The sequence below is a fragment of the Halostella sp. PRR32 genome (assembly GCF_034808085.1).
GTDB classification, from domain to species: domain Archaea; phylum Halobacteriota; class Halobacteria; order Halobacteriales; family Natronoarchaeaceae; genus Halostella; species Halostella pelagica.
The window spans coordinates 567,938-584,283 of sequence record NZ_JAXHGL010000003.1 but is presented as its reverse complement, the minus strand read 5'-3'; the positions used below and the strand labels follow the sequence as shown (position 1 = coordinate 584,283).

Sequence of the window (16,346 nt, the reverse complement as noted above, 5' to 3'; positions counted from 1 at the left end):
CATGAGTACGCAGGTACACGCCGCCCTCGACGAGGGTACGGTACGAGAGATCTCGGAATCGCTCGGGGAGCCGGAGTGGCTCCTCGAAACGCGGCTGGAGGCGCTCGACGCGCTGGACGACCTGGCGATGCCGAGCGTCATCCGGACGCCCGGCCGCGAGTGGACGAACCTCCACGACCTCGATTTCGAAGGGTTCGTCGACCCGCTCAACGCCGCCGAGAACAAGGACCAGGTCGGTCCGGACGAGGCAGAGGTTCTGCCGTTTGCCGAGGCCGTCGACGAACACGAGGAGCTCCTCAAGGAGCACTTCGGCTCCGTCGTCGACCCGCAGGACAACTACCTGACGGCGCTGTCGACGGCGCTGTTTAGCACCGGGACGGTCGTCTACGTCCCCGAAGGCGTCGACGCCGAGGACGTGAAGATCCGCACCGAGATGAACAGCCAGTCACTGTTCAACTACACGCTCGTCATCACCGAGAAGTCCGCCTCGGTCACGATCCTCGAACGGCAGTCCACCGGCGAGGACGTGGACGGCGAACGCTACTACTCCGGCATCGTCGAGGTCGCGGCCGGCGAGAACAGCAACGTCCAGTACGGCTCCCTCCAGAACGTCGACGAGGAGACGTACAACTACACGCTCAAGCGCGGTCACGCCGACACGTACGCCACCATCGACTGGATCGAGGGCAACATCGGCTCCCGGCTGACAAAAAGCTCCGTCGAGACGTACCTGAAAGGCGACTCCTCGGAGAGCCAGATCGTCGGTGCGTTCTTCGGTCACGGGGACCAGCACTTCGACGTGAACGCCCGCGTCTGGCACGAGGCCGAGCACACGACGGCCGACCTCGTGACGCGCGGTGCCCTCGACGACGAGGCGCGCTCCGTCTACGAGGGCGTTCAGGACGTCGGCAGCGACGCGTGGGACACCAACTCCTACCAGCGCGAGAACACGCTGATGCTCTCGGACGAGAGCGAGGCCGACGCGTCCCCGAAACTGATCATCAACAACCACGACACCGAGGCGTCTCACAGCGCCACGGTCGGGCAGGTCAGCGACGAAGACCTGTTCTACATGGAAACCCGCGGGACGGACCCCGAGAGCGCGGAGAACATGCTCGTCGAGGGCTTCTTCGTGCCAGTGCTCGAAGAGGTCGCCGTCGACGAACTCCGCGACGATCTGACGGATCTCGTCGCGGCCAGGCTGCGCGAGTAAAGCGGCCATTTCGTGACCGCGGGAACACGGCCGGCGTAGTCCGCGAGTACCGAGACGTGACCTGTTTTCTCCCCGGTTTCGCAGTTCGGTAAAGTAGGGAGGGTTAAGTGACCCCCGCACTGAACGGTAGATATGAGTCTGGGTCAACGTGTCTCGACTGACCACCAGCTCGCGCGACTCCTCCAGATAGGTGTCGTGCTGGAGGAAGTGGTCGAGGCGCGCGCCTATCGCCACCTCGAATCCCTCGCTGCGGACGAACGGGAGGAACTCGGCGACGAGATAGTCCACTTGCTCGAACACGCCGCCGAGGAGTCCGAGGAGCACCGGGAACGGCTGGAAGGATTGGTCGAAGAACTCGACGCGGACACCGTCGCTTACGAGGAGATCGAACGACTGGTCGAGGCCCAGTACGGCCAGACGAGTCCGGACGATTTCGACGGAGTGCTGTACGATGCGCTCTGTAACGAAGAGACGGCCTACAAGTTCTACGACGACCTCATCGAGGCGGTCGAGGCGAGCGACGCCGACTACGCCGTCGACCGCGACCGACTCCTCGACACGCTGAAGTCGATCCGAGCGGAGGAGGAAGAGGGCGTCGAAGAAGTCACAGAGATCATGGAGCGGCGAGAATGAACTGGGACACACATCGGCGGCGAGGGGGTAACGCATGAACACGGGAGACCAGTATCTAAAGGCGATCTACCTCGCACAGCGACTGGAGGACGGTCCGGCAGCGACGGGAACGCTCGCAGACATGCTGGATGTCAGCCCCGCCAGCGTCAACGAGATGATTGGAAAGCTCGAAGAGCGGGGCATGGCCGACCACGAGAAGTACAAGGGCGTCACGCTCACCGACGAGGGCATCGCACAGGCCGAGGACGCGCTCCAGACCTACTGCATCATCGAGCGCTTCCTCGCCAACGTCCTCGAAGTCGAGGACTTCCGCGGCGAGGCCCGCGCCCTGGAGAGCGTCATCGACGACACCGTCGCGGAGCGACTCGACACCATCATCGACCGCCGTGCGGAATGTCCCGACTGCTTCGATGCCGGGGAAGACAAGTGCGAGTATCTCGAACCGGTCGTCGAGAGTGCTGACTGAGCGGCGGTTCCGTCGGACGAAACGGTAACTCATAAACGGACCAGGCGAGTACTGTTATCCGAAGTCCCCTAGAAGTCGCGAACGCGGAAGCGTTGCGGGACCGGAAAGCAGACAGTGCAGTCCCGTGGTGTAGTGGCCAATCATATGGGCCTTTGGAGCCCACGACGGCGGTTCGAATCCGCCCGGGACTACTTCTGCCGTGAGCAACTACGCTAGCGGCGAGTCTCCTCGCGGATTCCGCACCCAAAAACCCAAAGGACGAGAGGATTTGACCCGCCCGGGACAATAACACCGTTCTTAGATCACTTCGGAGACAGCCGAACGCTCCGCTGTCGAAACTACGGTTCCGGTGCGAACCACGCGAGCGCTATACCGACGACGCCCACGGCTCCCGCCACCACGAACGCCGTCCCGTAGCCCGTCGCTCCGATCAGCGCGCCGGCGGCGATGGGAGCGACGAACGCGCCGGCGAGGCCGATGCTGGTCAGGAGGGCGACGGCCGTGGCGGCCACTTCCGGCGCGACGAGTTCGCGGACGTAGGCGAACACGAGACCGAGACAGAGCTGGATCGCGAACCCCGCAACGAGGAGCGCGGCGACGACCACGGGGACGGTCCGGATGGCGGTGAACCCGGCGATGACCGGCGCGGCGACGAGGAACGAAAGCAGGATGACCGGTCTGCGACGACCGCCGAACAGACGGTCAGACAGGACGCCGCCGGTCATTCGCGAGAGCGCGCCGACTGCGGGAAACAGCGCGGTGAGCGCGCCGCTGACCGCCAGCGACAGGTGGACTTCCTCTGCGAAGTACGACGGTGCCCAGCTGTTGACGAAGAGATAGAGCGCGTAGCCGAGAAACCCGAGCCCGCAGACGAGCAGGACCTGTCGGTTCGTGACGACGGACCGGAGATCCTGCAGCGTCGGCGTCGGCGTATCCGTGGCTCGTCCCAGCCCGCGGCTGGTCGGCCAGAACACAGCCAGTCCGACGACGGCGAGGCCGGTAAATACGGGAAACACCGCCGGCCAGCCGAACGTCGCGGCGACGATCGGACCCGTTCCCTGTCCGATGGCGAAGCCGATAGGCCCGCTGGCGGTGAACGTCGCGACGGCCGACGCCTGGCGGCTGGCGTCGAACGCCCGGCCGACGATGTCGATGCCGGCGTTCCAGACGACGACGTAGGCGATGCCGCCAAGCACCCGCGAGGCGAGCAGTGACCGGAACGAACCAGCGGTTGCGGCAAACCAGCCCCAGATACCGGCGATCAGGAGGACGCCGACGGCGACCGCGACCGCCCGGCGGGAGTTGGTTCGGTCGAGGACGATACCGACGGGGACGCTCGCGACGACGGCAGTTCCGAACATGACGCTGACGACGAGTCCCGCGGAAGACGGACCGACGCCGAGAGATTTCCGGATCAACGGCGTCACGCTCGCCGGGACGAGTTCGTACGCACCGAGGGCGATCGACATGAGGCTCGCTCCCACGATCAGACCCGTCCCTGATCGGTCGCTGGCGGTCGTCCTGCCGGTCTCGACTGTTTCCTGTGGACGCTCGCTACTCGGCACTGAACCGTGGTTTCTCCGCCCCTCGTATCAAGCTGTCGTAATAACAGAGCGACAGCCCGGCGGTGGAGATCCGGTCAAACGTGTCCGACATCGCAGTAGAGTCGGGCGCGGCGGCCGCGGTTCGGGCTCCCGTTTACGGTCCGTATGACTCCCGACCGGGGACTCCTCGCCGTCTTCGGAGACGAGCCAGTACGCGGCCGATTCGTCGTCCGTTCCGGGAACGACCACAGTGTTGCCTTTCGACGCGATCCGGTCGCGTTGCTGTCTGTCGATATGCCTCGCATCGGAGTTTCGATCCGTCGCGCCATCCCTTCTGGTATCCTCGTTGGATTCGTCTCGCGGTGGGCGGGTCGTTTTCGGCGGTCGGTCAGAGAAGATTCATTACGAATGCCTCTCACTGACCGTATATGCGTACCCTCCTACTCGGAATAGTGGTCGTGCTGTCGGTCCCGGCGATGGCTATGCCCGCCACCGTCGTGGCGGACGCCACACAGGAATCGAGCCCTGACGGTCCACCCAACCCCTGCGTGGGAACGATGACGGAGCAACCCGACGAGGAGACCCTGATAAGCATCCAGGGGATCCGGCTGACGGACGACGGATACGTGAAGAAACCGGCCATGCTCGTCTCGTTCGCGCCGAACGGTTCGTTCGAGTGGGCGCGGAACGCGTCCGCTCACGGCCGTTCGTGGGCCTACGACGTCGACCCGATGGACAACGGCGACCTCCTGTTCGCGACGACCGAACACGGCGTCTCGCTGGTCGGCCGTCTGGACCCGGACGAGAACGAGTACGTCTGGCTGGAGCGGTTCGAAGAACCGGAAAGCGACGAGAACCCGCATGTGATCGACGCCCACGACGCCGACCGACTCAACGAACACGAGATAGTGATCGCGGACAAGGGCGAGGGGCACGAGCGTCTCCTCGTGTACAACCGGACCCGCGGTGAGGTCGTCTGGGAGTGGCGGTTCGAGGACCACCCCGAGGTGTTCCCCGAGAGCGGCGGCGGTCCCGCCGAGGACTGGACTCATCTCAACGACGTCGAAGCCGTCGGCGACGACCAGTTCATGATCTCGGTTCGGAACTTCGACCAGGTCGCGTTCGTCAACCGAACGACGGGCGAGGTAGACCTCATGCTCGGCGAGGACGACAACTACGACATACTGAACGAACAGCACAACCCGGACCACCTGCGTGGCCCCGACGGCGAGCGAACCGTGCTGGTCGCCGACAGCGAGAACGACCGCGTCGTCGAGTACGCGTACGACGACGAGACGGAGTCGTGGGACCGCGTCTGGGCGGTGACAGGGATGGACGAACCGCGAGACGCCGACCGCCTGGAGAACGGGAACACGCTCATCGCCGACCGGATGGGCCACCGACTGGTCGAGGTGAACCCCCAGGGCGAGGTCGTCTGGGAGGTGTACACGCCGTGGGAACCGTACGACGCCGAGCGGGGTAACGTCGACGAGTCCGACGGGCCGACGATGCGCGAACTTGGTGCAAACGGGAGCTACGAGGCCCGCGGGGGCGCTAACTTCACCGGCGAGGACATCGAGAAGTGCGCGGCGTCGATGTACGAATTCGCCCGTCAAACGAACGGCGACTCGAAGGAGGAAACGAGCGGCGTTTCGATGTCGAACGGCAGTATCGTCACGGGTGACGGAACCGAAATTCCGGTTGTTCCCCTCGCAGCCGGGAGCGTCGTGGTGGTCGCACTGGCGGCACTGGCGTACCGCCAGTGGAGTTGAGAAGAGGAGTACACCTGCCGTTTCGAGCGTTTACACGGAGCCGTCAGCCGAGGGTGTGGGAAGTCGCCAGTGGACGCGAGAGATGTGTCGGAGAGTTGCCAGTGCTGAAGCCGAGAGCGAACCGGAGAGTGAAGCGAAAAAGCGGACTGCTCCGGTTCTCAGTCGCGTACCTGACTGCTGAAGCGGTCGAAGCGGTTGCGGACGGCAGCGAACAGGCGACGGCGGTTGAAGACTACCTCGCTGAGCCCCCAGAAGACGGCGAGGACGCCACCGAGAGCCACTGAAAGCGCCGTCCACGAGTCCATCCACACCGGTCGGACCCACGGTTCGACATGCGCCCAGCGGGTCGCCAGTTCGTTCGTCTCGTCCTCGATGACCGTTCCCGAGCCCACGTCGATGATCGCGTCGGCGACGGTGTAGCGGCCCGCCGGCCCCTCGTCGTCACCGCCGTGTACCGTGTAGCTCCCCGACGCACCCTGTTCGCTTATTGCCGGTCCGTTCGACCCTTTCTCCCCTCGTTCGGCGTCGTACGGGGCCCACCCGGCGTGGAACTCCCAGACGACCTCACCCTGGGGCGTCACTTCGACGACGCGGTGGTTCAGCGTGTCCGTGACGAGCGTGTTCCCGTTCTCCAGGCGGTCGGCGTCGCGGGGCCAGTTGAACCCGTCGACCGACCAGGTTCGTTCCCACGAACATTCATCCGGCGGCGTCCCGGCTCCGAGTCGGGGGTCCGCGTCGCCGCAGTTCCGTTCGTACTCGACGACGCGGTCGTTCTCGCTGTCGGCGACGACCATGACCGGCGTCCCGTCCGCCCGTTCGAAGTAGTCCGGGTTGTGCTGTTCGAAGAGGATATCGTGGTTGTCGTCCTCGCCGAGTCGCATGACGATCTCGTCGGTCTCGCGGTCGATGACTATCGACTGGTCGAAGTTCCGCGGCGACGCCAGGACGTACCGGTCGCCGTCGCCGATCACTTCAGCGTCGTTGACGTGGGTCCAGTCCTCGCCGAACCCGCCGTCCGTGTCCTCGGAGTAGTGGTCGCGGAACTGCCATTCCCACTCAGTCTCGCCGGTCGCGTTGTCCGCGATGAACAGGCGGTCGTTGCTGACGCCGTTCTCGTACTCGCGCATGTTGGCGACGAGCAATCGGTCGTCGGAGATGTAATCCACGTTGTGGGTGTCCTCTAGGTCGTACTGTTCGGTCCAGACCGGTTCGTTCGTCTCCGGGTCGAACTCGAAGACGACGGTTCCGCCGGGATTGGTGGAAGTAACGAAGAGGTTCCCGTTCGCCATCGGGTCAACGTCGTAGAACCAGCGCGCGCCGACCTCCTCGCCGTCGAAGTTCCAGAGGAGTTCGGCGTTCTCGTCGGCGGCGACGAGACGGGCGGGCTTTTTGGGGTCACCGGTGCCGTCGAAGTGGAACCCCTGAATGCTGACGTACGTCTCGTTATCGGCCGTTCGCTCGACTGTCCCGGGGCCGAGTTCGACCGACTGCGGGTTGAACGCGGCGTACACGCCCGGTGCGAGGAGGACGCAGACGAACACTGCGAGGGCGCCCCGGACGAGCCAACGACGCGGAGGGAGTGCGTCACGGTCCAATTCCATACGCTCTCTGGGAAGCACCGCTACGAATTCCTTGTGGTGTCGACCTCCGGAGAGAACGCAAGTTCCGATCAGGGACCCGAACCCATCGACCCGCACCGCTGCCGAACGTTCGCGTTACGGGCGACGAATTTCGAGCCCGTGAGCGGCGACGTCTTCCAGAATCGCGTCCCACCCGCCAACGGTCACCTGACCGTCGTCCGTCTCGACGACGAGACGCGCCACCTCGGGAAGGACGAACGTCTCCTCGGCGTCTAACGAGCTTTCGAACACGTAGTCCACTACTTGACCCTCCCAGGTTCCGCTGCGACCCGTGTCGGTGTTGTGACCCTCGACGTACACACTGATGTCACCGCTGACTTGCGGTTCCTGTCCGTCCGACTGTTCCGGTTCGCCCTGCTGACTACCCATAAGGTCGATGTGGTCGATGATAGCTCGCCAGGGTGTGAGATAGCGCCGGGGATAAGAGAACTCAGTCTGAATCCGTTTCGACCCCATCCAGAACTGCTCGCTGTACCGCTGGAACATCTCGACCATGCTCTCGTCTCTCGTGATCAGCGACGGGCGGGTCACAGCAGGCGACGCGAGGCCGCGGAAGACGCCGTACTCCCGGTCGGCGGCGACGACCAGGTCAGCCGACGGTCGGTGACGGACGACCAACCCGTCGGGAAACGCCGCGTCCTCGACCGTTGCCCTATCGTCCGCCTGGACGAGCAAGCGGACGGTCACGCCGCGCTCTAGCGCCGAGCGGATGTCCCCGCGCAGGTCGGCGTACCAGTCCATCGGCAACGAGAGAAAGAGCCACCACTCCGCGCTCTCTACCGCATCACGGATGTGGCGACGCGTCGACGATTCGTGGTTCACGACGGTGACAAAGCCCATCGACGTGTCGACCTCGTCGAACCGCTGTCCGAGGTCGGCTATCGCGGTGTCGACGTTTGACTCGAACCGGTCCAAGCGTTGCTCTTTCAGTTCGGTCAGCCCCACTTCCGGCGGCACGGCCACGGCCTCTTTCCCACCGCTCCCCTCGTGGATTTCGAGAAGGCCGAGTTTCTTGAGGTCGTCGACCACGTCGTAGATCCGCTGTTGCGGGATGTCCGATTCGTCGGACAACGCCGACAGGCGAGCGGTGCCGAGACTCACTGCGGCGACGTAGGCGCGCGACTGATACTCAGTCAGACCGATCTCTTGCAGGAGGTCGACGATCGAGTCGTCCATCTACGCTCCCCCGGTCCCTCCCCCGCGCTGACAACTCTGCCGTCGGTCTCGGTTCATGCTGTGTGCACTACCCGGTTCGGTCAAATAACCTTCGAAGACAGTGGTCAATGGTATCACGTACTGTCGGCTGTAACCGATTGTGGGGCTTCGCCGGATCGGTACGGCGAACGTCTACAAGGACGTACAGCCGCAAGTATCGGTCATTCCCACGCATCGACAACTGGGACGGCCGCGTTCGAACTGAACGCGTCCGACTCCCGGACGGAACAGGGATCGAGCGGTGCCGGGGCGAGGTCGAACACGGCCCGAAGGAAGGCGAACGGTGCGGCCGCCGCCCAGGCCTGCGGTCGGCAGGCGGACGGGTACGGAACGGGGTCCACGACGCCGTCGAACCCGCAGAACAGTTCCGGCGCGCTCTCTCCGTCGATCCGAGACAGCGCGTCGAGTTGAGCCGCGGCGACGGTTTCGGCGTCGTCGTGGCGCTCGTAGCGTGCCAGACCGAGAGCGACCAGCGCGTTGTCGTGAGGCCACACCCCGCCGGCGTGGTACGAGACGGGGCTGTACCCGTCGTCGTCCGCGCTCAGAGTTCTGAGGCCCCACCCCGAGAACAGGGCAGGGTCCAGCAGGCGGTCCGCCACGGCGTCGCCCCGGCGGTCCGGGACGATGCCCGACCAGAGACAGTGACCGACCGTCGAGATGACCGTGTCGACCTGCCGTCCGTCGACGGTCAGCGCGGCGGCGTAGAACTCCCGGTCGGGCATCCAGAACGCCTCGTCGAACCGCGCCGCGAGCGCCGCCGCGCGGGCCGTGAGATCGCTCGCTAGCTCGTCGTCACCGCGAACGGCGGACGCCAACTCCGCCGCTCTCGTCAGCGCGTCGTACACGTACCCCTGTACCGCAGCGCTGGCGAGCGGCGGCGACGCCTGCGTGCCGTCCGTGTGCTGGACCCCGTTCGCGCTGTCGCGCCACACCTTGTGGACGACGCCGCCGAGGCCGAGTTCCCGGTAGTAGAGAAACGGGTTGTCCCCGACGGCCTCAACCTGCCGTTCGATCCAGTCCAGAGCGGCGTCGAGAGCGCCCCACAGGTCCGTCACGAGTTCGTCGTCACCGGTCCATCGCCACGTTTCGTGGAGCAGTACCGCCCACAGCGGCGTCGCGTCGACGGAGCCGTAGTAGGGAGTCTGCGGGATAGCACCAGTCCGGGCGAGTTCTCCACGCCGGATCTCGTGAAGGATCTTCCCCGGTGACTCATCGCGGCGTTCGTCGGTACAGGTGCCCTGTCGGGCCGCCAGATACCGGACCGTTCCCCGGGCGAGCGCCGGCGCGACCGGCAACAGCGAGTACGAGGAAAGCAGGGAGTCGCGGCCGAACACTGTGACGAACCAGGGAGCGCCGGCGAGGGGCACCGGCCCCTGATCGGTGACGGTCGTCAGTGCCGATACGTCCCGGCGAGCCTGTCGAAAGATCCGGTCGTACTCCGCGTTCCCGGTACGGATCGGCCCGTCCAGGATGAACGGGCCGTCGCTGCGAGTTTCCGGGCGTCCCTCGTCACCCGCCACGCGCTCGCGGTGAGCGTCGCCGTTACTCGTCTCGCTGAGTGGTTCGTCACTGTCGCCGTTGCTCGTCTCGCCGACTGCCCCCTCACCGCTTTCCGCCGCTCCGTCGCCTGCAGGTGACGGCGTCGCCCGAACGGTGGACTCGCCGCGGGGGACAACCTCGACGGTGGTACGCCAGCGCTCCTGCGGCGAGAGCGTCGGGGAAAACGTCGCCGTGCAGTGGTCGAGACGCGTCGGTTCGGCGTCGAACGTAACTGTCGTCTCCAAGAGTGTCGTCCCCCCGTTCCCGTCCGCCTGGTCGGAGGCGAACGTGACGGTGCGGTCGTCGACGGTCGTACTGACCGCTCGGTCGGTCGCCTCGTGGATCCCGCGGACCTCGAAGATGTCGGTAAAATCGGCGTCAAAGCGAACCGTGACCTCGAACGTTCGCTCCTCCGGGAAGTGGTTGTGCAGGTCGAACTGCTCGACTACCGCGCCTTCGCTGACCGTCTGTCGGCGGGTCAGGGCGACGGTCGCGTGCTTGGTCGTGACGGTGTCGGAGATCTCGTTTACCGTCGTTCCGACGCTCGCGTACCGTCTCGTCCGTCGCGTCGGCGGGCGGCGGTCGTCGCTGACCAGCGTCAGATCGATCCCCGCAACATCCGCGGCCAACGGGAGGAGATAGCGCGTATCGCCGTGGTACAGCCCTCCCGCGTCGGATCGCTCGTCGGCGACGAGGTACGTCACGCCGTCCACCAGAGTGTTCACAGTCCCGACTCCGAGGGGAGCGCCAAAAGGGTTTTTATATTCACCACTACACGTGGTGGTCAACAGCTGCACTGTCGTCCGATTCCCTACGTTTATGCGGGAGGGAGTTCCTGTGGTTGACGAAGATGTTTGCCGCTGGACATTCCGCCGAGCGGCCGACCGCAAGCAGGCGGTCGCTACTCGCTGCAGTGGGGAGTAGCGGCCTCGCGGGGATCTCGGGGTGTTCGCGGATTCTGGGGACTAGCGGTGGTACCGGTATCACGCTCGAATACGTCGAGGTAGCCGGCGCACGGACGAAAGCGATGTTCCAGCCTATCGTCGACGAACTGAACGCGGCGTACGACGACGAGGTCGACCTCCAGTTCACCCAGATCCCCTACGAGAACATGCGGAGCCAGTTACAGAGGCGCGTCGGCGGCGGGAACGCGCCCGACATCGCGGCGCTCGACCAGATATGGCTCGGCGCGTTCGTCGACGCCGGCGTTCTCCTCGAACTGGACGCGGTGGCGGACGACACCGACCTCGACGACTTCCTCGACCCGTTCGTCGAAACCACTCGATTCGACGGGCATCAGTACGCCTTTCCGACGACGACAGACGTTCGCGGGATGTACTGGAACAAAGCGGCGTTCGAGGACGCGGGTCTCGACCCCGAATCGCCGCCGGAGACGTGGCCGGAACTGTTAGACGCCGCCGAGACCCTCCACGACCCGCCCGGCAGGTACGGCGCGACCCAGTTCGTCAACGGCGGCCGCTGGACCGTGAACCTCTTCTCGGCGGGCGGGAGCGTGATGAGCGACGACGGCACCGAACCCCGCTTTCAGGAATTGCCGGGCGCGTCAGCCGCCGCGTTCCTCGACGACCTCTACAACGGCCGGCGCGTGGGTCCGCCGGACCCGGCGTACCGAAACAGCGCACAGACCGCCCGCGAGTTCCTTCAGGGGCAGTACGCCATCACCGTCGTCGAGGGGTCGTGGCTGGACTACTTCTGGCGCAACCTCGGCAACGAAAACTCCGAGATGGTCGAGCGGTTCGGCTTCGCGCCCACACCTCGGCCGGCGGGGGGAGAGACGGCGACGATGAGCGGCGGCCACGTGTGGACCGCGTTCGAGGACACCGACCATCCCGGCGTCGTGCGGGACTTCCTCCGAATCGCGACGGAGCGGGAGTTCATGCAACACCTCGCCGCCGAGGCCGGAGAGATCCCAACCAGAGAGTCGCTTCAGGACGAGGACGAGGTGTGGGCCGAGATCCTCTACGCCGATACCGTCCGCGACATCCTGTCCGAAACGAGGCTACGGCCCGTCCGGAACTGGCCGGTCGTCGCCGACTCGCTCGGGCCCGCCCTCCAGCAGGTAGCGTTCGACGAGCAAGCGCCCGAGACGGCGCTGAACGCGGCCGCAGAGGAGGTACGGTCGAAACTCGGATGACTGACGACGCCGGGACCACGCGACCCGACCACCGAGAACCGGACGGCGCTACAGTCGCTCGGCGAGAACCGGACGGCGCTATAGCCGACCGCCGAGAACCGGCCCTCACTCTAACGGAACGCGTCTTCGAGGCCGTCGACCGTCGTCTCCCGTATCTCTTTCTCGTCCCCGCGCTCGCTCTCGTCGCTTCTCTCGTCGTGTATCCGGTCGTCCGGGCAGTCGAACTCAGCCTCCACGAGGTGGTACTCATCAACCTGTCCGACCAGCAGTTCGTCGGGGTGTCGAACTACGCCACCGTCGTCTCGGACCCCGTTTTCGCGACGGTGATGCGAAACACCGTCGTGTTCGTCGGCGCGAGCGTGCTGGGACAGGTCGCCGTGGGCCTGGGGCTCGCGCTGTTGCTCGAACGGCGGTGGCTCGGCGGTCGATTGACGCGCTTGTTCCGGTTGGCGTTCGTCCTCCCGTGGGCGACGACGGGCGTCATCGTCGCTTTCTCGTGGCAGTTCATGTTCCACCCGCGGATGGGGATCGTCAACGAGACGTTGCGGGCGCTCGGCGTCGCGACCCCGCCGACCTGGCTCAACAGCACCCGGTGGGCGATGGCCGCCGTCATCGTCGCCACCGTCTGGCGCGGGGTCCCGTTCTCGCTCATCTTCCAGACCAGTGGCCTCCAGAGCATCCCGTCGCGACTGTACGAGGCCGCCGACGTCGGAGGCGCGTCCCCGGTCCAGACCGTCCGCCACGTTACCGTCCCGCTGCTGTGGCCGTTCGTCGCTATGAACCTCGTGCTGGTCACACTGTTCACCGTGAACGTCTTCGACATCGTCTTCGTCATGACCGGCGGCGGTCCGCTCCACGCGACCGAGGTGCTGTCGCTGTACATGTACGAGACGGCGTTCGACGTGGGGGCGTTCGGGCGGGCCAACGCTGTTGCGGTGATCCTGTTCGGACTCAACGTCGCCGTCGTCGCGCTCTATCTGGTCGCGTTCGACCGTGGAAACGGGGGTGCGCGATGAGGTCTCGTCTGATAGCGTTGCGGTATCACGCTCGCGACCGACTGCGTGCCGCCCGTCGTTACCCGGAGCGGACGGCCGCCCGTGCCGCGACGGTGGTCACCCTCGCGACGAGCGCGGCGTTCATCGCGCTCCCGCTGTACTGGCTGTTCTCGGCCGCGTTCCGTCCACAGGAGGGGATCGAAGTGCCGCCGCCGCTGTTTCCCGGCCGGGTGACATTCGATAACCTGACTGCCGTCCTCGCCGAAACCGCGTTCCCGACGTACTTCGTAAACAGCGTCGTCGTCTCCGCCCTGACGGTGGTTCTGGCCGTCGTCATCGCGACGCCGGCGGGGTACGCGCTCTCCCGATACGACCTGCGGTACGAGCGAGCGTTCATGCTCGCGGTACTACTCGTCCAGATGATACCCCTGCTCGCCCTCGTCACGCCGCTGTATCAACTGTTTGCGGCCGCCGGGCTACTCGACACGCTGGCCGTTGTGATAGTCACTGACACCGTGATGGTCGTCCCCGTCGGTATCTGGCTGATCAAGGAGTACTTCGACACCCTCCCGGAGGGACTCGAAGAAGCCGCCCGCGTCGGCGGCGCGACGCGACTGCGGGCGTTTCTCGTTGTCCTCCCGCTGGCGCGTCCCGCCGTCGGGGCGACGGCCGTCTTCGCGTTCGTAGTCTCGTGGAACCAGTTCGTCATCCCGCTCACGTTCACGTCCAGCCAGGCGGTGTGGACGTTCCCGGTGGGGCTCTACGAGTTCATCTCCCGCAGAGGGGTCGTGAACTGGCCGCTTCTCGGCGCGGCGAGCCTCTGGGCAATGGTCCCAGTACTGGTGTTGGTCGCCGCCTTCCAGCGCCAGTTCGTCGCCGGGCTTTCGGGCCGGTTCGGCGGAGGGCGGAGATGACGGCGACAGACACCGAGAGTGACCGACCATGACCGACATCGAACTCGACGGTATCGACGTATCGTACGACGGAGTGACGGCGGTGACGGGCGTCGACCTCCGCGTCCGCGACGGGGAGTTGCTCGTCCTTGTCGGCCCGTCCGGATGCGGGAAGACGACGTTGCTCCGGACGATAGCCGGCCTGGAGCACCCCGATGCTGGCGAGGTAGTGATCGACGGACGACGCGTGACCGACCTGCCCGCCCGCAAGCGCGACGTCAGCCTCGTCTTTCAGGACTTCGCGCTGTTTCCGCACCTGACCGTCCGCGAGAACCTCTCGTTCGACCTCCGGATGCAGGGGTACGACGACGCCGACGACCGCGTTCAGGACGTGTCCGAGATACTGGAGATCGGCGGGCTGGTAGACCGGTCCATCGACGAACTCTCGGGCGGGCAGAAACAGCGCGTCGCGCTGGGTCGCGCGATCGTCACCGAACCCGCGGCGTTCCTGCTCGACGAACCGCTAGCGAACCTCGACGCGAGCCTCCGCGAGCGGATGCGGACGGAAATTGCCCGCCTACAGGACGACCTCGGCGTCACGACGGTTCACGTCACGCACGACCAAGCCGAGGCGCTGACCATGGGTGACCGCGTGGCCGTCGTACGGGACGGCCGGATAGCGCAGGTCGGGACTCCCGAGGAAGTCTACCGGTCGCCCGCGTCGGTGTTCGTTGCGGGGTTCGTCGGTAGTCCCGCGATGAACCTCCTCCGCGGACGGTACGATTCCGACGTGGATACAGTGGAGATAGGGAGTGACGAAGACGCTGCCGACCCACAGGCCGCGACCGCGGGAGTCGAACCCGCAGGCGAGGAGACCAACGACTCACAGACCGTGCCCGTCGGTGTCGGCGGCATCGAGGACGACAGCGCGGTGGTGCTCGGTATCCGCCCCGAACACGTCGAGGTAGAACCCGAGCGGCGTCGGGACGACGGCTGGTTCGACGCGACCGTCGCCTTCGACGAGTTCCGCGGCGCGGACAGGTACGTCTACCTCGAAGCGGCGGGCTGTCCGGAAATCACCGCCCGAGTCCCCGGACGCAGTTCCGTCAGCGTCGGCGAAACGCTGGCGGTCCGGTTCCCACCCGAGCGACTCCACCCCTTCGACGCCGACACGGGGCAGCGGATCGCGACGGGTGAGCAGGCCGAATCGGAGGCTGCCGCACCCGAAGGTGACCGGTGATGACCGGGTACGCACGCCTTCCGGCGGTCGACCTCGACGGCGCGGAAACGGTGTTCGAACCGTCGGACGGGGGCGAGGGCCACTGGGTCGGAGCGCCCTGCGTCCACCGGCACGACGGAACGACCTATCTCGCCGTCCGGTGGCGCGACCCCGAAAGGCGGGGCTACGCTGTTGCTGTGTACGAGCGGACTGCACCGGACGAGTTCGACGAGCGAGTCCGTCTCACGGCGGACGCCCTCGGCGCGGTCAGCGTCGAGCGCCCCGCGCTGGTCACTGACCCGCGGACCGACGACCTGCACTGCTATCTTCCCGTGGAACACGGCGAGAACGACTGGACCGTCCAGAAACTCGACGCCGCAGCGGATCCGTCCGGATTCGACCCGGGCACCGCACGGGACGTACTCGTCCCGGAACCGGGAACGACCGACGAGGAGACCGTCAAGGACCCCTGTATCGTCACGCTCGGCGGCCGTTACTACATGTTCTACGCGGGCCACGACGGCGTCTCCGAGCAGGCCCACCTGGCGACGAGCGCGGACGGCGAAACCTGGACGCGCGCGGAGACCAACCCGGTCCTCGGCCGGAGTGGATGGCACGACCACCACACCCGCGTCACTGCGGTCTGCCCCGCGCCGGACGCCCCCGTGTGGCTCGTCTTCTACGACGGGAGCGCCACCGGCGATTACGGCGCGACGTGGAACCTCCGGACCGGCGTCGCGATAGCCCGGGACCTCCGGCGGCCGGTCGACACCACCCCCGACGAACCCGCACTCTCTGCACCCGTCAGCGGCGGCGAAACCGGGCTCGACAGCTTCGGGACGTGCCGGTACGTCGATATTCTGGACGACGGAGACGAGCGCGAACTGTTCGCGGAAGTGGCCCGGACCGACGGAGCGTTCGAACTCAGACGGTGCAGTCTCTCGGAGCGGTAGTCGCTGCCCCGCCTCCGAGAGCGCCTCATCGCGTCGGGTCGATAGCGACGGAGACAGCGTTCACTCTCTGGAACGCTAAACAGTTGGGGTGAAGTTTTTATAGGTTGTG

13 protein-coding genes and 1 tRNA gene are annotated in these 16,346 nt (G+C 66.0%); 10 read left to right on the top strand and 4 right to left on the bottom strand.

Annotated elements, in window-relative coordinates:
- Position 1 precedes the first annotated feature (1 nt).
- The 4 genes from sufD to SM753_RS12830 all read left to right on the top strand — a co-directional run bounded on the left by sufD (position 2) and on the right by SM753_RS12830 (position 2,503).
- Entirely contained in the window at positions 2–1,213 is a 1,212-nt protein-coding gene (gene sufD, locus SM753_RS12845) for a Fe-S cluster assembly protein SufD (protein ID WP_323191898.1), read from the top strand.
- A 132-nt stretch (positions 1,214–1,345) separates the two neighbouring features.
- Complete coding sequence (locus SM753_RS12840; protein WP_135533481.1) at positions 1,346–1,846, top strand: ferritin-like domain-containing protein; 501 nt, start codon at positions 1,346–1,348, stop codon at positions 1,844–1,846.
- Between the two features lie 34 nt (positions 1,847–1,880).
- Entirely contained in the window at positions 1,881–2,312 is a 432-nt protein-coding gene (locus SM753_RS12835) for a metal-dependent transcriptional regulator (protein WP_323191897.1), read from the top strand.
- Between the two features lie 118 nt (positions 2,313–2,430).
- Positions 2,431–2,503, top strand: a tRNA-Gln gene (locus SM753_RS12830).
- 147 nt (positions 2,504–2,650) lie between these two features.
- Here SM753_RS12830 and SM753_RS12825 read toward each other — a convergent pair.
- A complete protein-coding gene (locus tag SM753_RS12825) occupies positions 2,651–3,802 on the bottom strand; it encodes a nitrate/nitrite transporter (RefSeq protein WP_369335360.1) in 1,152 nt (383 codons plus the stop codon).
- Between the two features lie 482 nt (positions 3,803–4,284).
- On the opposite strand from SM753_RS12825, the gene SM753_RS12820 reads away from it, so the two are divergent.
- Positions 4,285–5,628 carry an aryl-sulfate sulfotransferase gene (locus SM753_RS12820; protein ID WP_323191895.1) on the top strand — a complete coding sequence of 448 codons (1,344 nt, stop codon included), beginning with the start codon at positions 4,285–4,287 and terminating at the stop codon, positions 5,626–5,628.
- Between the two features lie 158 nt (positions 5,629–5,786).
- Here SM753_RS12820 and SM753_RS12815 read toward each other — a convergent pair whose 3' ends face one another.
- The 3 genes from SM753_RS12815 to SM753_RS12805 all read right to left on the bottom strand — a co-directional run bounded on the left by SM753_RS12815 (position 5,787) and on the right by SM753_RS12805 (position 10,747).
- On the bottom strand, positions 5,787–7,229 hold the full coding sequence (locus tag SM753_RS12815; RefSeq protein ID WP_323191894.1) for an aryl-sulfate sulfotransferase: 1,443 nt from the start codon (positions 7,227–7,229) through the stop codon (positions 5,787–5,789).
- A gap of 114 nt (positions 7,230–7,343) precedes the next feature.
- Complete coding sequence (locus tag SM753_RS12810; RefSeq protein WP_323191893.1) at positions 7,344–8,444, bottom strand: TrmB family transcriptional regulator; 1,101 nt, start codon at positions 8,442–8,444, stop codon at positions 7,344–7,346.
- A 200-nt stretch (positions 8,445–8,644) separates the two neighbouring features.
- The gene (locus SM753_RS12805; protein WP_323191892.1) at positions 8,645–10,747 is read right to left on the bottom strand and encodes a glycogen debranching N-terminal domain-containing protein; all 2,103 of its coding nucleotides are present in this window, start codon (positions 10,745–10,747) and stop codon (positions 8,645–8,647) included.
- 125 nt (positions 10,748–10,872) lie between these two features.
- Here SM753_RS12805 and SM753_RS12800 point away from each other — a divergent pair, with 125 nt between their 5' ends.
- The 5 genes from SM753_RS12800 to SM753_RS12780 are packed head-to-tail and all read left to right on the top strand — an operon-like array spanning position 10,873 to position 16,237.
- Positions 10,873–12,177: an extracellular solute-binding protein gene (locus SM753_RS12800; RefSeq protein ID WP_323191891.1), complete on the top strand. Its 1,305-nt coding sequence runs from the start codon at positions 10,873–10,875 to the stop codon at positions 12,175–12,177.
- The gene (locus SM753_RS12795; protein WP_323191890.1) at positions 12,174–13,193 is read left to right on the top strand and encodes a sugar ABC transporter permease; all 1,020 of its coding nucleotides are present in this window, start codon (positions 12,174–12,176) and stop codon (positions 13,191–13,193) included. The genes SM753_RS12800 and SM753_RS12795 overlap by 4 nt, the downstream gene beginning before the upstream one ends.
- Positions 13,190–14,086, top strand: coding sequence for a carbohydrate ABC transporter permease (locus SM753_RS12790; RefSeq protein WP_323191889.1), 897 nt, complete (start codon positions 13,190–13,192; stop codon positions 14,084–14,086). The genes SM753_RS12795 and SM753_RS12790 overlap by 4 nt, the downstream gene beginning before the upstream one ends.
- 28 nt (positions 14,087–14,114) lie before the next feature.
- Positions 14,115–15,305, top strand: coding sequence for an ABC transporter ATP-binding protein (locus tag SM753_RS12785; RefSeq protein ID WP_323191888.1), 1,191 nt, complete (start codon positions 14,115–14,117; stop codon positions 15,303–15,305).
- Positions 15,305–16,237 (top strand): hypothetical protein, encoded by a 933-nt coding sequence (locus SM753_RS12780; RefSeq protein WP_323191887.1) that lies wholly within the window; start codon positions 15,305–15,307, stop codon positions 16,235–16,237. The genes SM753_RS12785 and SM753_RS12780 overlap by 1 nt, the downstream gene beginning before the upstream one ends.
- Positions 16,238–16,346: the final 109 nt, after the last annotated feature.